This is a genomic window from Paenibacillus sp. UNC496MF (assembly GCF_900113915.1).
GTDB classification, from domain to species: domain Bacteria; phylum Bacillota; class Bacilli; order Paenibacillales; family Paenibacillaceae; genus Paenibacillus_Z; species Paenibacillus_Z artemisiicola.
Map to the genome: position 1 here is coordinate 52,976 of NZ_FORE01000011.1, position 13,962 is coordinate 66,937.

The following is a 13,962-nucleotide window of genomic DNA, read 5'->3' on the forward strand; positions in this document are numbered from 1 at the left end:
TACCCGCTCGCCCCGATCGTGGTTACTCGTGGTTACTCGATGATGTTGGCCGATTGATCCTTCACTTGGTTCTTCATCTCGTCCGTCACCGTGATGCCCTGTGCTTGCGCGGCCTTCAGATTGAGAATCAAATCCAGCTTGTCCGGGATGGTTACTTTCATATCGGCCGGTTTCTTGCCGTTCTTGAGAATATCGACCGCCATTTGACCGACTTGATAGCCGTGGTCAAAGTACTTGAAGCCGACGGTTGCAAACGCACCCGCTTCCACCGTATCCCGGTCGCTTGAGAAGAACGGGATTTTGTTGTCGTTTGCGACTTTGATGATGGAATCCACGCTGCTGACGACCGAGTTATCCAGTGCGATGTACAGGGCATCTGCCCGTCCGACAAGCGATTCCGCCGCCTGGCTGACTTCGGAGGTTCCCGTTACGGGCGCTTTGAGAAGCTTGATCCCGTGAGCCGCAAGCGCCTTCTCCGCATAATCCGCCATGATAACCGCGTTCGATTCGCCCTCGTTAATGACCATGCCGACAGTCTTCACGTCCGAGAAATTGCTCGCGATAAAATCCATCAACTGCGTGATTGCTGCCGGATTCGTATCGGAAGCGCCGGAGACGTTGCCGCCCGGCTTGTCCAGACTGCCGACAATCTTATCCTTCAGCGGATCCGTGACCGCTGCGAACAGAACCGGCTTTTCTTTCTCCTGCTGCACGATGGCGAGTGCGGACGGAGTGGCAATGCCGAGAACGAGGTCATAATCTTCGGATGCGATCTTTTGGGCTATCGAGAGGTTGTTGCCGGCATCGGCCTGCGCGTTGTTCATATCCACCTTGAGGTTATCGCCTTCTACGATGCCTGCGTCCTTCAGCGCCGCAAGGAAGCCCTCCCGCGTCGCATCGAGAGACGGATGCTCCACGTACTGCGAAATCGCAATGGAATAGTGTTTGGCGCTTGAACCGGAAGCGCCATCGTTCTTGTTCCCGCAGCCGGTCACCGCCGCTAGCGCTGCCCCGAATAAGAGCAGAACGGTCAGCATCTTCTTCTTCATTCCGTTACCTCCTTCAAGTTCGTTCACTACCACGCTAACGCACTTCGGCTTGACTTGGCTATAGGTCGTGAGGACACAATTTCTCAATAATTACCACGCGCCCTGGTAGTTAGGACGCACGCCGTAAACCCCGAGAATGCCCCACCCCGGCGCGCCCGGAAACAGGCAAACGAAAAAGCCGCCCCAGGCGAATTGCGATGCGCTGGGGTCGGCAGAAAGCTGAGCGTAAGCCGGCCAATCAGGCCAAGCAAACCCAACTTCAATTGGTATTGGCAAGAACTTTATTTCATGAAACAAAAAAACCGCGATCACGCGGCATTAATAACAATGGTTTCTGTCATCTGATATATACTTTGCTTTAATTTTTGAAGAGGCCGCATTACGTTTAACGCTTGTTGCCACGGGAACCGTTGTTGCCTCGGGACCTGTCGTTGCCACGGGAACCGTTGTTGCCACGAGACCTGTCGTTGCCGCGAGATCCGTTGTTGCCACGTGATCTTTCGTTGCCACGGGAACCGTTGTTGCCACGAGACCTGTCGTTGCCGCGAGATCCGTTGTTGCCACGGGACTTGTCGTTGCCGCGGGATCCGTTGTTGCCACGGGACTTGTCGTTGCCGCGAGATCCGTTGTTGCCACGGGACTTGTCGTTGCCGCGGGAACCATTGTTGCCACGAGACCCATTGTTACCTTGTGACCGTTGTTCTGGCAAATAAATCAACTCCTTTATCATGAGATCTTTATAAGTTATGTAAAGAATCTATTAAATGATTTAGGTTTATGCTCATTTACTAGAATATAGGGCAACAGACGACATCAATCGGCATGGGTTTTGAGGATTCTGCGAAATCGAACAGCATTGTACCAAGGTCGAACTCGATAGTCCGTCTCGGCATTTCTCCCTCAACATAGTCCAACAAGAGAACCGCGTATAAAACCCGCTTGGAGCTTCAGGTTGACAATACCGTTAGCCGCTGGCAGGCATGGCCGAGCGGCCGACCACGTAAACCAGCCTGTGCGGGTTGCGGATGCGCAGCTTGACGTTGAACGCCAGCGTTACTAGCGATGCGTTTGCGAGCATTTAATCAACTCACTCCAAACGAACGTTTTGTCTCTCTGGCAGCACTTAGCCTCCAAGAGCCAGAGACACTGCAATTCTTTGAATATGCACTTTCTACCACTGGACATACTAACCGCGGAGGCGACTTACCATAAAATGCATGTACCGTGAAGACTTTCAGCAACTCAAGGGAATGAAACGTAAATGCTGCATTTGCTCCATCATTCACCGGTAAGAGTGCCCTCGGGCACCCCACTCTTCCTCCATAAACTTTAAGGAGTGATCGTTCATGAAAGATACTGAAAAAGAAGAGCCTACGTTTGCTCCGGGTATGAACACTCACGATCCGCTTGAAAAGAAGGCTACCGAAGAGGAAATTGAAAAAGGCGACTCAACTTCCGTAACCCGTCTATATCTGGATCGTACCCCAGAAGACTAAATGGGTTGTGAAGTCATCGCTTCTGTTAGGGCTCCAACTCGCCTTGAATCTACAAAGAATAAAAACAACATATTCACGCCTCGCCAGATGCTTCAGCCGCTCATGCAACGGCGCTGCTGACAGGCGAGTCATTTAAGTCGTCATGCGATGGTGATTTGTAAGCTGGAGCGTTTGCTCGATCCTCCGGACGTGGACGGGTTTAGAAAAATGGGGTCAACCTAACCAATAAAACGAACGATACTTGATTAGGGGGGATGAACATAAGATTGAAACGAAATAACCGCTTATACCCGTTCACGTTTATGATGCCGAATTTTCTCCGGTTTCCAGAGCGCTCCCAAATCGCAAAAAAGAGACAGCGACGAATCGCTGTCTCTTGAACGTGCAAGCGCTATATGATTAAAGTTAAATGCGTTCCGTCTGTTGGCCTGCGTGCATGGCCTGCTGTTCATTGGCGAACTTCGGCCGCAGCGCGAGGAACAACGACCCGAGCAAAAGCACTTGAATGCCGCCGATGATATAGCCGAAGCCGACCATCTAGCCCGAGTTCGTGTCTTTGAAATCTACTTCCATCGACAATACCATTTCCGCGCAAATCATGCCTTTCATGAACGGTTCATTTCAATGCCTTCATTATATTCAAGCCGGCCACTTATCCAAGTTTCATTATGAATGGGTTGTAAAATTTTCAATACATTCATTAGCAGTCCCTCATCAATAGGCTCGTCCGTCCACCTTGCGTTGTTGCGAATGTTCGCCGGATTCGCCGTACTAACCAGCGTTGTTGGAATGCGTTCATGGCCGGTCGAGAATTGGACGGCCAGCTTGGCGATGTCCGTACCGTGTGCCGCGCAGTATTCCGCTGCTTTCATGCAGGTTTCTTTGATCTGTTGACTCGCCGGATGCCAATCGGGCGTTCCGCGCGTTCCTAGTAGGCCCATGGATAGCGGGGACGCATTTACGAGACCGATTCCGTTCTCTTCGAGTAAAGGCAGCAGCCCGAGCAATGAAGTATCGTTCAGGGAATAATGGCAATAGGAGATAATCGCATCCACGTTTACTTGAGGCAATAGCTTCTCGAACAATTGAACGGGAAGTCCGCAAATGCCCGCGAATCGAATTTTGCCTTGTTCCTTTAGCTTCAAAAGCGCAGGAACAGCCTCCTCGATAATGATGGCTGCCGGCACGAATTCGATATCGTGCAAAAACAAGAGATCCATGTAGTCCGTATGCAAGCGGTTCAAGCTCTCATCCACGCTGCTCACGATCCGCTCTCGGGAAAAATCAAAGTCGTTCATGCCGTATCGGCCGGCTTTCGTCGACAAGAGGAATCGATCCCGAGGCAGCTCCGCAATCGCCTTGCCCAGCACGGTCTCCGCCTTCGTTAATCCATAGTAGGGAGACACATCGATCAGATTAATGCCTGCGTCAATGGCTTCATGTACGGTGCGAATGGCCTCGTCCTCGTTGGTGTCCCGGAACACGGAGCCAAGCGAAGAAGCCCCAAAACTCAGAACCGAAACGTCCAGTCCCGTTTTGCCGAGTTTTCGATATCTCATGCTTCAGCATCACCTCGTCTATTAATCTTGGATTTGCGCGAAGGTTCTACTGCCGACGCGATTACGAGGCAGTCTGTGCCATTCGACATTACATCTCTCCTCTTAAATTTATCAGCAAAATAATCGAATCAAATAGTGAAACATTGCAATTTTGTACGCTTTTTTGCTATCTTTTATTGGAACCTTCCAAAGGAGCGAATTGGTTTTGAGACCTGTTAGGAAAAACTTCGAATCGTTGCCGGACTTCCCGTTCTCCCTTGCGTTCAGAGACACAAAAACGCCCCAGAACGAGCTGCCGGACCATCTTCACGACTGGTATGAACTGGTCTATGTACATCGCGGCAAAGGCTCGTTCTTTATTGACCGAACGATTTATGATATGCGCGAAGGCGATCTTTTCATCATTCCGGGGAACACGATTCACCGTGCTTTCCCGGACAAAGAAGAGCCCGTTACGTCCACGGCCCTGTTTTTGAGCCCGCTCTTCGTCGAACAACCTATAATCGGAGAAGCGTTTACCTATTTGCAATGCTTCAATCAAAGCCGAAAAAATCGCATCTTTAAAATGGCTTGTTCCGCAGAGCTTCAAATGCGCATTGAAGGCATTCTTACCCATATCGAGGCTGAATTACGGTTGCAGAAGTTAGGTTATCGTCACGCCGTTCTTCTGGACACCCAACGTTTGCTTCTCGAAATCAATCGCGATCAAAACGACGGCAAGCAGCATAAGAGTCACGCAGCCTTTAAAGGTCCCAATTGGGTAAGGGATATTTTGCTCTATATCGACAATCATTTCACGGAAGACATCGGGCTTAGCCGCCTGTGTTCAATGGCTTCGGTCAGTCCTGCTCATTTCAGCCGCGTCTTTAAGCAATTAACAGGGATGAACGTGACCAGATTCATTAACGTAAAACGGATCGTTCATGCGAAGGAACTGCTTCTTGAGACCGAAGAAAACGTAAGCACCATCTCTTCGGCATGCGGATTCGAGAGCTTGCCTCACTTTCATCAGGTTTTCAAGAAGATCGCCGGCGTGACGCCCAATCAATTCCGGAAGCAGGACTAAGATGAAAGGCAATCGCTTCCGAAGCTGTTTGCGCGAGAAGAGCAATAACCGTATGCGTTCAATCCTGATGTCCGCGGTAAGCGCCGGGAGTCGTTCCCGTGTATTTTTTGAATACCTTCGCGAAGTAGTGTTTGGTGTCGAAGCCGACCTGCCGGCTGATCGCGCAAACGGTCGAATGCGGCTGCGTTCTCAGAAGTTTTTGCGCTTCCCGGATTCGCAACGCGTTCAAGTAATTGACGAGCGTGTCTCCCGTCTCCTTCTTGAACAAGCTGCTAATGTAATTCGGATGCAGACTCATGCGATCCGCGAGATGATCGAGGGACAAGTCGTTCATGTAATTCAATTGCAAATAAGCCAGTATCCGTTCGGCGTGCCGGCTGTATTCCGAATCCGATGTGGCGGGAAGCTCCTCCTTGACGCGGCCCAGCAGAGCCGCGATTTCCCTTTTGTCCAAGGGCTTGAGCAAGTAATCCACGACGCCCGAGCGAAGCGCCTGGCGGACATAGTCGAACTCGTCATAGCCGGACAAAATAATGAATCGCTCGCATAGCCCCTCGAGCTTGGCTTCCCGGATCAATTCGAATCCGTTCTTCTCCGGCATGTGAACATCCGTTATCGTCACTTCGGGCATATAGCGCTTCATCGTCTCCAATGCCTCCGGGGCGTTCAAGGCCGAGCAAATATCGGAACCGGCCGGCGCGACTTCCTCGACGATTTTAACCAACCCTTTCAGAATCAAAGGCTCGTCGTCTACGATCAAGATCTTCAACGTCCGCCACCGTCCTTTTTGCAATGATAATGCGCAAGCAGGCTCCTTTGCCCGGCTCGCTGAGGATTTCGAGTCGGGATTCTCCGCCGAAGAAGCTTTTGACTCGTTCGTTGACGTTCTTCAAACCTACGCCGGCCGGCTCCTGCGCTTTCCTGATCTCATCGTGCCTGGACATCCGTTCGCGAAGCGCGAGCAGCTTCTCCGGCGTGATCCCGTTGCCGCTGTCGGAGATATCGATCGTAATCGTGCTTTCCGTTTCCGTCGCCCGCAGCGAGATATGAACGGGCCGAAGGACGGCCGAAGCGCCATGCACGATCGCGTTTTCGATAAGCGGCTGCAAAAGGAAGCGCGGACAAGCCAGCCGTTCGGCATCCAATGCAACGTGAATGTCGAACGTCAGCCTGCTTTGGAGCCTCATTTTGTGGATGTTCATGTAAAAGGAAACCATCTCGATTTCCTTCGCCAGAACCGTTTCCTCCCCCGCGGACGACAAGCTGTAGCGCATCAGTTGCCCGAACCAAAAGGAAATATCGGCGACTTCCTTGTCGTCGTTGGCTTCGGCGACCATTCGGATCGTCTCGAGCGTGTTATAGAGGAAATGAGGCTTGATCTGCGCCTGCAGCACCTGGTAGGCCGCTTCCTTGTTGCGCATCTCGGCTCGATGGACGTTGTTGATGAGTTCGTGCATTCGCCGGACCATCGCGTTATAGGTGACGATCAGGAATCCGATCTCATCCTTTTCGAACCTGCCGCTCTTGATGGTCAGCTGCCTGAGGTTATTGTCGTTCAGCGTACGCATATGCCGGGCCAACCGTAGAATTCGTTTGGTAATCGTCGAAGCCAGCAGGTAATAGGCGACGGATAAGGCGATCAACAGCAGCACGATCATCGTCACCAAGACGATTTCCTTCTTCTTCACGGAACGGAATACGTCCCCCACCTGACCGGTGACGATGACGCGAACGTCCAGCGGCTCGAGCTTCAGCTGATTGACGATCGTTTGCCGGTTAATGAAAAATCCCCGGTCATCCGCCTGCAGAAGACGCAATGTCTTCTTGTCCAACGACGGCGCTTCGTTCGTCAACGGATCTCCCTGTCCGGACAACAGCAGTCCTCTCCAACTTCCTTCCACGCCCGCGGCCGCATAGAAGTTATGGATTAGACGATTGCTTACCCGAATCTCAAGCAGGCCGATTCGCTCCGTAATTTGCGTATTGTAGATATACTGGTAGTAGATCAGGTCCGGATCGGGCGCCGCGGGATCGGAGCGCACCCATTTCCCCTGGCCGGCTTTCAGGGACGAGACGGTGCGTTCCGTTAGCGGATCCAGCGTAGACCAGTCGCGAAACAGATTGGTGACGGGCAATACCCGATCCTTCATCTTATAAATGACGATGGATTCGATCTCGGGATTGGCGAACATCGATTGCGTGTTCAACGGGAGAATATATCGGGTCAATGCGTAGACGCTGTCCGCGTCGGACTCGTATACGCCGTCCAGATAATCGGTCAAGTATGGATTGTATTGCAGCACCCGGTGGACCGACTGAATGCGGGCGAAATCCGTTTTCAGATTGGCGTAAGCCTGCTCCAGGATTTTCTGCCTGCTCTCCACGAATTGCTGCGTCAGGTTGCCGTAGATCTGCGTGTAATAGTGATACCCGAACGCCAGAACCGGGATGAAGATCATAATCACGTAACCCAGCACGATTTTGCGCATGATGCTCACGGCGGCGTTTCCCCCCGATGCGGAATCCATATCACGTTAACGTATCGCGTACGCAAGAACTTCTACAGAAGGGCATCCTTCCGGAATTGCGACTCCGCAAACTGCGGTTACCGTCAGAACGGATCAAATCGAAACGATTCGCCCGCCTTCACGAGGCATGGGATCGATTGCTTCCCGTAGCGCAGCGTGCAAGCCATCCCGCAAAGGGAACGGATCTCGGCGCCGGTTAAGCTTCCATCCGCCCAAGTCATGCCGACTTCGAATCCCCCTCTGGCGCGAAGGCCCGAGACGGAGCCCTCCGTCCATGATTCCGGCAAGGCAGGAAGCAATTCGATTTCGTATTCGGCTGTTCCGTCCCGATAGCGGGATCGGCTTTGCAGCAGCATCTCCGCCATGCCCGCGGTCGCGCCGAAATTGGCGTCGATCTGCATCGGAAACGGATCATGCTGATTGAGCAGATTCGGATTGGTCGATCCAGCCATGAGGTCGACGAGCCGCTTGCGCGCGCGCTCCGCGTCTCGCAATCTGGCGTGCAGCGCGATTCGCCACGCAGCCGGCCAAGCCACGCTTCGGTCCTTGCTCCGATGGCGCAGCTCGAGGCTTTTGCGCGCCCCCTCGAACGTGTCGGGCGTATCCTCGGATATTTGATTGCCGGGGTATAAGCCGTAAAGGTGGGATACGTGGCCATTGGAATCTTCCGGTCGATCCCAATCCTCCGGCCATTCCTGCAGTTGGCCGAATCGTCCGATTTGCATGGGAGGCATCCGGTCCAGTACCTTTCGGATTTCGTGTTCGAACTCCGCATGCTCGCCCAGCAACTCGCTTGCGATCAAACAACGTTCGAGCAAGTCTCGGATCAACTGCAAGTCCATCGTGGACGCGGTCGTGAGATGCCTTCTTCGATCGCGGCCGTCCAGGTACGCGTTCTCCGGCGAATAGGAAGGATTGGTAACCAGCAGGCCGGCGAATTTGACGCCTTCGGGAGCCTCGACCAGGAAGTCCATCACGAATCGAGCGGCTTCTTTCATGGCAGGATAAGCCCGTTCCCTCAGAAAGTCAAGGTCGGGATTGTATTCGAAGTGATCCCATAAATGCTGAACCAACCATACCCCGCCCATCGGCCAAATTCCCGCATGGATGTCGACCGGGGCCGCCGCGCGCCATAAATCGGTATTGTGGTGGACGACGAAGCCTCTCGCGCCGTAATAGATTTCCGCCGTGCGCGCACCGGTGACGCGAAGATCGTCGATCAGATCGAACAGCGGCTGGTGGCATTCCGGCAAGTTTCCGACCTCCGCCGGCCAGTAATTCATCTGGACGTTGATGTTGGTCGTCCATTTGCTGCCCCATTCCGGCCATTCTTCTTCGTTCCATATGCCTTGCAAATTGGATGGCTGGTCGCCCGGCCTGGAAGACGCGATAAGCAAATACCGGCCGAACTGAAAATATAGCGCGGCGAGCGACGGATCCTCCGTCTCCCGAACGGCGAGTAGGCGCCGATCCGTCGGAAGCCGCTTGCCGTCCGTTCCCTCGTCCGCCCCGGCTCCCCCCAGCCTGATCGAGACCCGTTCATACAAGGCTTTATAGTCTTCGACGTGTTCGTCCAGCAGCTCGCGATAAGGCCGTCCGGAGACGCGCGCCATATGCCGATCGTTCAATTCCGCAGGATCGCCCCCGATGTCGCGGTAGTTCAAGAAGCTTGTCGCCCCGGCAAAAACGAGGGTTACGGCGTTCGCGTCCGCGATGCGCAGGACGCCGTCGCCGGCCGCGCACGAGCCGCCTTCGCAAAAAGCCGCGAGCCTGCCCTCGAATCGGAGTCCCGGACCGTCCCAAGAGCCGCTCCACTTTCTTGGCCCCTTGCGCGTGCCCGTTCGTCCCGTCAACCGAATCGCGCGGCTGCCGTCCGATTGAACGGACGCATCGGGATGGACGCTGGCCAAAGACGCGTCTACGGCGATACGGCCCCGCTCGCCGCACGAAAGCCGAATCACGAGGCAGCCGCTCGGACGCGAACAGAAGATTTCGCGGGTGTATTCGCATCCGTCGGCTTCATAGGATACGGTCGCCACCGCTCGCCCCAGATCCAATTCGCGCCGATATCGCGTCACCTCGCGTTGCCCGGGGAAGGCCAGATTCAGCTCGCAAAATGGCAGATAGGCTTGCAGGTGGATCGGCTCGCCCATCATGCGCTCCAGAAACAGCCGCTCCGCCTCCTCGATCCGATCGCTGAAAATCAGGCTCCGGACTTCCTGCAAATACTGCCCCGCGTCCGGCCGGTTATAATCATGCGGCGCCCCCGACCACAACGTTTCCTCGTTAATCTGGATTCTTTCCGTTTCCGTTGAACCGAACACCATGGCTCCCAGCCGTCCGTTGCCGATCGGAAGCGCCTCTTTCCATGCCGTGCCGGGCGAATCATATTCCAGCTTCATCGCTATCCCGCCTCTCCGTTCTCCTATTGGCCTTTGCCTGCAATATAGCGTGCAAAGTCCGGCCGGCACGCAAGGCGCTCCAGCCGGACTCGGTCTTATTTTTTAAACAAATCCTTCTTTTTCTGATACGTTTCGTTCGCCCATTCGACCAAGCGATCCAGGCCGATCTTCTCGGCGTTCTTCACCATGCTCTCGTAGTTTGCCACGGCTTCTTCTTCCGACTTCGCCAAGTAGATTTTAACCTTCTCGTTTTTGATCATCTCGTCGATCTTCGTTTTGATCGTCTTCTCGTCCGAATCCGGCTGCAGTTGGATCAAGCCGAGCTCCGGCTTATAGACCGTGAACGCTTTCCTCTCCATCAACGCCTTCGTCTTCTGCGCGCCCGGCACGTAGCTCAGCATGCCTTCCGTAACGCCGTCGTTGTATAGGTACCACCATTTGATGCCGTTGCTGTTGACGAAATCGGAATCGGACGGATCGTATTTCAAATTCGGATACCCTTCGTCGTTCCAGGTCCAATGCTCGCCCTCGATGCCGAACATCGTTAACTTTTTGCCTTCGTCGCTCGCCAGATATTGAAGGAACTTGATCGACGCCTCCGGATCCTTGTTTTTCTTCGTGATAAACGTACCCGCAAAGCCCAGTCCGGAGCTGACCGCTTTCGCGTTTGCCGAAATGGAGCTAGGCAGCATGCGGAACGTATACGAGCCGCCGGCGTTTTTGACCTTGACATTGTCCGAGTCCGCAACGCTGACCGTATGCATATGCGCGAATGCCTTCCCGCTGGTCGCGTACTGATCGTCGATCTGATCGTTCGTATAGGCGAAGTTCTCCGCCAGTATGTCCCCTTCGCGGTACAGGCGGTTCATGAACTTGAAGAATTCCAGCATTTGCGGCTGTCTGATCGCATAGTCGACTTTGCCGTCCCGCTCGTACCAGCCGTCCAGCAGGCCTTCGACGCCGAACTGCGTCAGGAAGTATTGCTCGATCCAGTCTTTATCCATAATCAGAGGGATCATGTCCGGATATTTCGCTTTGACCATGTCCAAAACCTTCACGAAATCATCGATGGTGTTTATTGGCGGATTGCCGAGCTCTTTCAGTATATCCTCGCGCACCGCAATGCCTGGATTCCCGTCGCTGCCGATCGAGTATTTGTTCTGCGCCATTTCCTCCTGCGTCGCGAAGGAGTTGCGCACCGTGTAGAAATTGCCGTCATCCATCGTGTGGATCGCAATCCGTATCGGATCGATCTTAAAGTCGGGCGCGTATTTCCCGATCAGCTCGTTCCAAGGATAGGACAGCTTCGAATCGGACATCCGGTCGATGTTCGCGTTCGTAAAGACCAGATCGGGGAGATCGCCGGACGCAATCATGAGCGGAAGCTGCTTGTCGTCGGTGGCGACCGTCACTTTAAGCTTGATTCCCGTCTTTTCGGTAATTTTCTCGGCAACCGAACCCTTCCACTCCTTCACCGGATACCAGGAGGCATCGATAAACAAGGACAGCTCCTCTGCCTCGTTGCTTTTCGCGGGCTGTTCGGAAGTCGTCTCGGACGAGTTCGCGACGCCCTCGTTTTCCTTCTGACCGGCGTCGTTAGTGCCGCTATTGCCGCTAACGCCGCTATTGCCGTTATTGCCGTTGCTGCCGCAAGCGGACATCAGCGCAAGCGTCATCATGAGGACCACCGATAGGAGCAGAGCCTTCTTCGCTTTGTTTCGGTTCACTTTAACCCCTCCAACAAGTGATGTTTATATTAAAGCAAGCGCTTTAATAACGTACCAACGAAAAATCAGCCCTTCACGGAACCGAGCATGATGCCTTGAATGAAAAATCGTTGGAGAAACGGATACACGCATACGATCGGCGCGATAGAAATCACCATGGCCGCTACCTGAAGCGAATAGCTGGTGACGCCTGCCGAGGCACTGTTCGCGACCGCTATGGCGTCCATCGGCGAGTTGCTCTTGTTGATCACCTCCATCATTCTGAAGGCGAGCGTCCGCAGACCCTCCGATTGCACGAAGTAAGCCGAATCCAGCCATGAGTTCCACTGACCGACGCCCAAGAATAACGACATTGTCGCGATCAGCGGCATCGAGACGGGAAGGATGATCCGGCAGAAAATAACGAGCTCCCCAGCCCCGTCCATGTAAGCCGATTCCTTCAATTCGCCCGGAATATCCCGAAAGAACGAAATCGCGATCAGCAGAAAAAACGTGCTCAGCATGGAAGGGATCACGTAGACGCCGAACGTGTTCAGCAATCCGACGGCGCGTAACACCACGTAATACGGAATTAATCCGCCGGAGAAGTACATCGCGAAGATGATAATCGCAAAGTAGCTTTTACGGAACTGCAGATCGCGGTGCGACAATCCGTACGCGACCAAGCAAGTGAAAAGGACACCGAGGACGGAACCTGCAAGCGTTCTCATAATCGTGACCCAAAAAGCGCGGTACCAGAGAGGATCATCCAAAAATCGCGCGTAATTTTCGAACGTGAACGTTCTGGGCCATAGATAGACGCCCCCGAGAAGCGAATCGGTTCCTTTATTGAAGGAAAGAATCAGGACGTAATAGAACGGATAAAGCATCGATAACGTCAGAATGGCCAGTACGGCATAAATCAGGGTATCCATGATGCGGGCTTTGTGTTTCTGGCTGATCTGCATGCCTGTTCCCCTTTCCTAGAATAAACTTGATCCCGAAGTACGTCTGGCAATGAAGTTGCTGGAGAAAATCAAGATAACGGAAATGACGGACTGAATCAGATCGATAGCTGCCGCATAGGAGAATCTTCCGTCTTTTAATCCGACTTTGAACGCGTAGGTTTGCACGATTTCCGATGTCGAATTATTGATGCTGTTGCCGAACAGGAACGACTGCTCGAAATTGGAGCCGACCAGGCCGCCGCCAAGAATGCTTCCGATGGTCAGAATAAGCACGACGACGATCGTTCCTTTCATGCCGGGGAACGTAATGTGGCGAATTCGGGCCAATCGGCCCGCTCCGTCGATCTGCGCAGCCTCATATAACGACGGGTTGATGCCCGCTATGGCAGCTAGGAAGATAATCGTCCACCAGCCCATTTCCTTCCAGACGGCGCTTCCCGTTGCCAGTCCCCAGAAGTAATTGGGATTCGTCAATACGTCAAGCGGCTTGTCGATCAAGCCGAGTCCGAGAAGGGCCTTATTGACCATGCCGACATCCGTTGACAGGAAGGCGAAAGCGATGCCCGCGACGACGACCCACGAGATGAAATGAGGCATATAGCTGATGGTTTGAACCCATCGTTTGAATGTCAGGTTCTTTACTTCGCTCAGCAGAATCGCCAGCAATATGGGAGCGGGAAAAGCGAAAAACACTTTCAGAAGACTCAATGCCAGCGTATTGCGAACGATCGTTCCGAACTGGTAGTCCGTCATGAATTCCTTGAAATGCTTCAAGCCCACCCACTCGCTCGTAAAAATACCCTTGATCCCGGAAGAGATGGAATACTGCTTGAATGCCATTAGGATGCCGAACATGGGCGTATAGGCAAAGACCAATAGAAAAATCATGCCGAGCCCGACGAATAGATGCAGCGTTTTTTGCTTTTTAAACCGCTTCCAAACCTGCCTTCGAGGCTTTGTGCTTCCCGTCATTCCCGGGACCCGCGTATCCAACTCCATATCTGCTCCTCCTTTGTCATAAGTGTACCTTCCGAGATAGCGCCGTCGTAAGCCAACATTCTTAAGAAAGCGTTGTCATTTTTGAAGACCGAATGGCCGCGAGTCCGGACAATCGCATCCCGAACCGCCGTTCTGTTCGGATGGCGTTGGAAAGGAAAGATCGTATTCGCATGGCCGGCGGCGATAGCG

The 13,962-nt window shown here is 53.4% G+C and carries 11 protein-coding genes; 2 read left to right on the plus strand and 9 right to left on the minus strand.

What is annotated here, in order from left to right; translation table 11 throughout:
* Positions 1 to 32 precede the first annotated feature (32 nt).
* Positions 33 to 1,049 (minus strand): ABC transporter substrate-binding protein, encoded by a 1,017-nt coding sequence (locus BMZ79_RS19915; protein WP_090642872.1) that lies wholly within the window; start codon positions 1,047 to 1,049, stop codon positions 33 to 35.
* A 1,346-nt stretch (positions 1,050 to 2,395) separates the two neighbouring features.
* Between BMZ79_RS19915 and BMZ79_RS34340 the strand changes: the two genes are divergently transcribed.
* Positions 2,396 to 2,545 carry a hypothetical protein gene (locus tag BMZ79_RS34340; protein WP_177222228.1) on the plus strand — a complete coding sequence of 50 codons (150 nt, stop codon included), beginning with the start codon at positions 2,396 to 2,398 and terminating at the stop codon, positions 2,543 to 2,545.
* Between the two features lie 405 nt (positions 2,546 to 2,950).
* Here BMZ79_RS34340 and BMZ79_RS35190 read toward each other — a convergent pair whose 3' ends face one another.
* Positions 2,951 to 3,082 (minus strand): hypothetical protein, encoded by a 132-nt coding sequence (locus tag BMZ79_RS35190; RefSeq protein ID WP_256252899.1) that lies wholly within the window; start codon positions 3,080 to 3,082, stop codon positions 2,951 to 2,953.
* A gap of 68 nt (positions 3,083 to 3,150) precedes the next feature.
* A complete protein-coding gene (locus tag BMZ79_RS19920) occupies positions 3,151 to 4,104 on the minus strand; it encodes an aldo/keto reductase (RefSeq protein ID WP_090642875.1) in 954 nt (317 codons plus the stop codon).
* A 205-nt stretch (positions 4,105 to 4,309) separates the two neighbouring features.
* On the opposite strand from BMZ79_RS19920, the gene BMZ79_RS19925 reads away from it, so the two are divergent.
* Complete coding sequence (locus BMZ79_RS19925) at positions 4,310 to 5,170, plus strand: AraC family transcriptional regulator (protein WP_143089002.1); 861 nt, start codon at positions 4,310 to 4,312, stop codon at positions 5,168 to 5,170.
* A 58-nt stretch (positions 5,171 to 5,228) separates the two neighbouring features.
* Here BMZ79_RS19925 and BMZ79_RS19930 read toward each other — a convergent pair whose 3' ends face one another.
* From BMZ79_RS19930 to BMZ79_RS19955, 6 genes are all read right to left on the minus strand, one after another.
* Positions 5,229 to 5,930: a response regulator transcription factor gene (locus BMZ79_RS19930; RefSeq protein WP_256252901.1), complete on the minus strand. Its 702-nt coding sequence runs from the start codon at positions 5,928 to 5,930 to the stop codon at positions 5,229 to 5,231.
* Positions 5,887 to 7,659 carry a sensor histidine kinase gene (locus BMZ79_RS19935; protein ID WP_256252935.1) on the minus strand — a complete coding sequence of 591 codons (1,773 nt, stop codon included), beginning with the start codon at positions 7,657 to 7,659 and terminating at the stop codon, positions 5,887 to 5,889. Before BMZ79_RS19935 ends, BMZ79_RS19930 begins: the two co-directional genes overlap by 44 nt.
* A gap of 122 nt (positions 7,660 to 7,781) precedes the next feature.
* Positions 7,782 to 10,100, minus strand: a complete 2,319-nt coding sequence (locus tag BMZ79_RS19940; RefSeq protein WP_090642883.1) for a glycoside hydrolase family 95 protein — start codon at positions 10,098 to 10,100, stop codon at positions 7,782 to 7,784.
* A gap of 95 nt (positions 10,101 to 10,195) precedes the next feature.
* Positions 10,196 to 11,827 (minus strand): extracellular solute-binding protein, encoded by a 1,632-nt coding sequence (locus tag BMZ79_RS19945; protein WP_090642885.1) that lies wholly within the window; start codon positions 11,825 to 11,827, stop codon positions 10,196 to 10,198.
* Between the two features lie 65 nt (positions 11,828 to 11,892).
* On the minus strand, positions 11,893 to 12,774 hold the full coding sequence (locus tag BMZ79_RS19950) for a carbohydrate ABC transporter permease (RefSeq protein WP_090642888.1): 882 nt from the start codon (positions 12,772 to 12,774) through the stop codon (positions 11,893 to 11,895).
* Positions 12,775 to 12,789: 15 nt separating this feature from the next.
* Positions 12,790 to 13,773, minus strand: a complete 984-nt coding sequence (locus tag BMZ79_RS19955; RefSeq protein WP_090642891.1) for an ABC transporter permease — start codon at positions 13,771 to 13,773, stop codon at positions 12,790 to 12,792.
* Between the last annotated feature and the right edge of the window lie 189 nt (positions 13,774 to 13,962).

What these genes read in the sequence shown, in the direction of transcription:
- BMZ79_RS19920 (WP_090642875.1), bottom strand. Translation starts at nt 4,104, where the DNA reads ATGAGATATCGAAAACTCGGCAAAACGGGACTGGACGTTTCGGTTCTG.
- BMZ79_RS19940 (WP_090642883.1), bottom strand. Translation starts at nt 10,100, where the DNA reads ATGAAGCTGGAATATGATTCGCCCGGCACGGCATGGAAAGAGGCGCTT.
- BMZ79_RS34340 (WP_177222228.1), top strand. Translation starts at nt 2,396, where the DNA reads ATGAAAGATACTGAAAAAGAAGAGCCTACGTTTGCTCCGGGTATGAAC.
- BMZ79_RS35190 (WP_256252899.1), bottom strand. Translation starts at nt 3,082, where the DNA reads ATGGTCGGCTTCGGCTATATCATCGGCGGCATTCAAGTGCTTTTGCTC.
- BMZ79_RS19935 (WP_256252935.1), bottom strand. Translation starts at nt 7,659, where the DNA reads ATGCGCAAAATCGTGCTGGGTTACGTGATTATGATCTTCATCCCGGTT.
- BMZ79_RS19950 (WP_090642888.1), bottom strand. Translation starts at nt 12,774, where the DNA reads ATGCAGATCAGCCAGAAACACAAAGCCCGCATCATGGATACCCTGATT.
- BMZ79_RS19955 (WP_090642891.1), bottom strand. Translation starts at nt 13,773, where the DNA reads ATGGAGTTGGATACGCGGGTCCCGGGAATGACGGGAAGCACAAAGCCT.
- BMZ79_RS19915 (WP_090642872.1), bottom strand. Translation starts at nt 1,049, where the DNA reads ATGAAGAAGAAGATGCTGACCGTTCTGCTCTTATTCGGGGCAGCGCTA.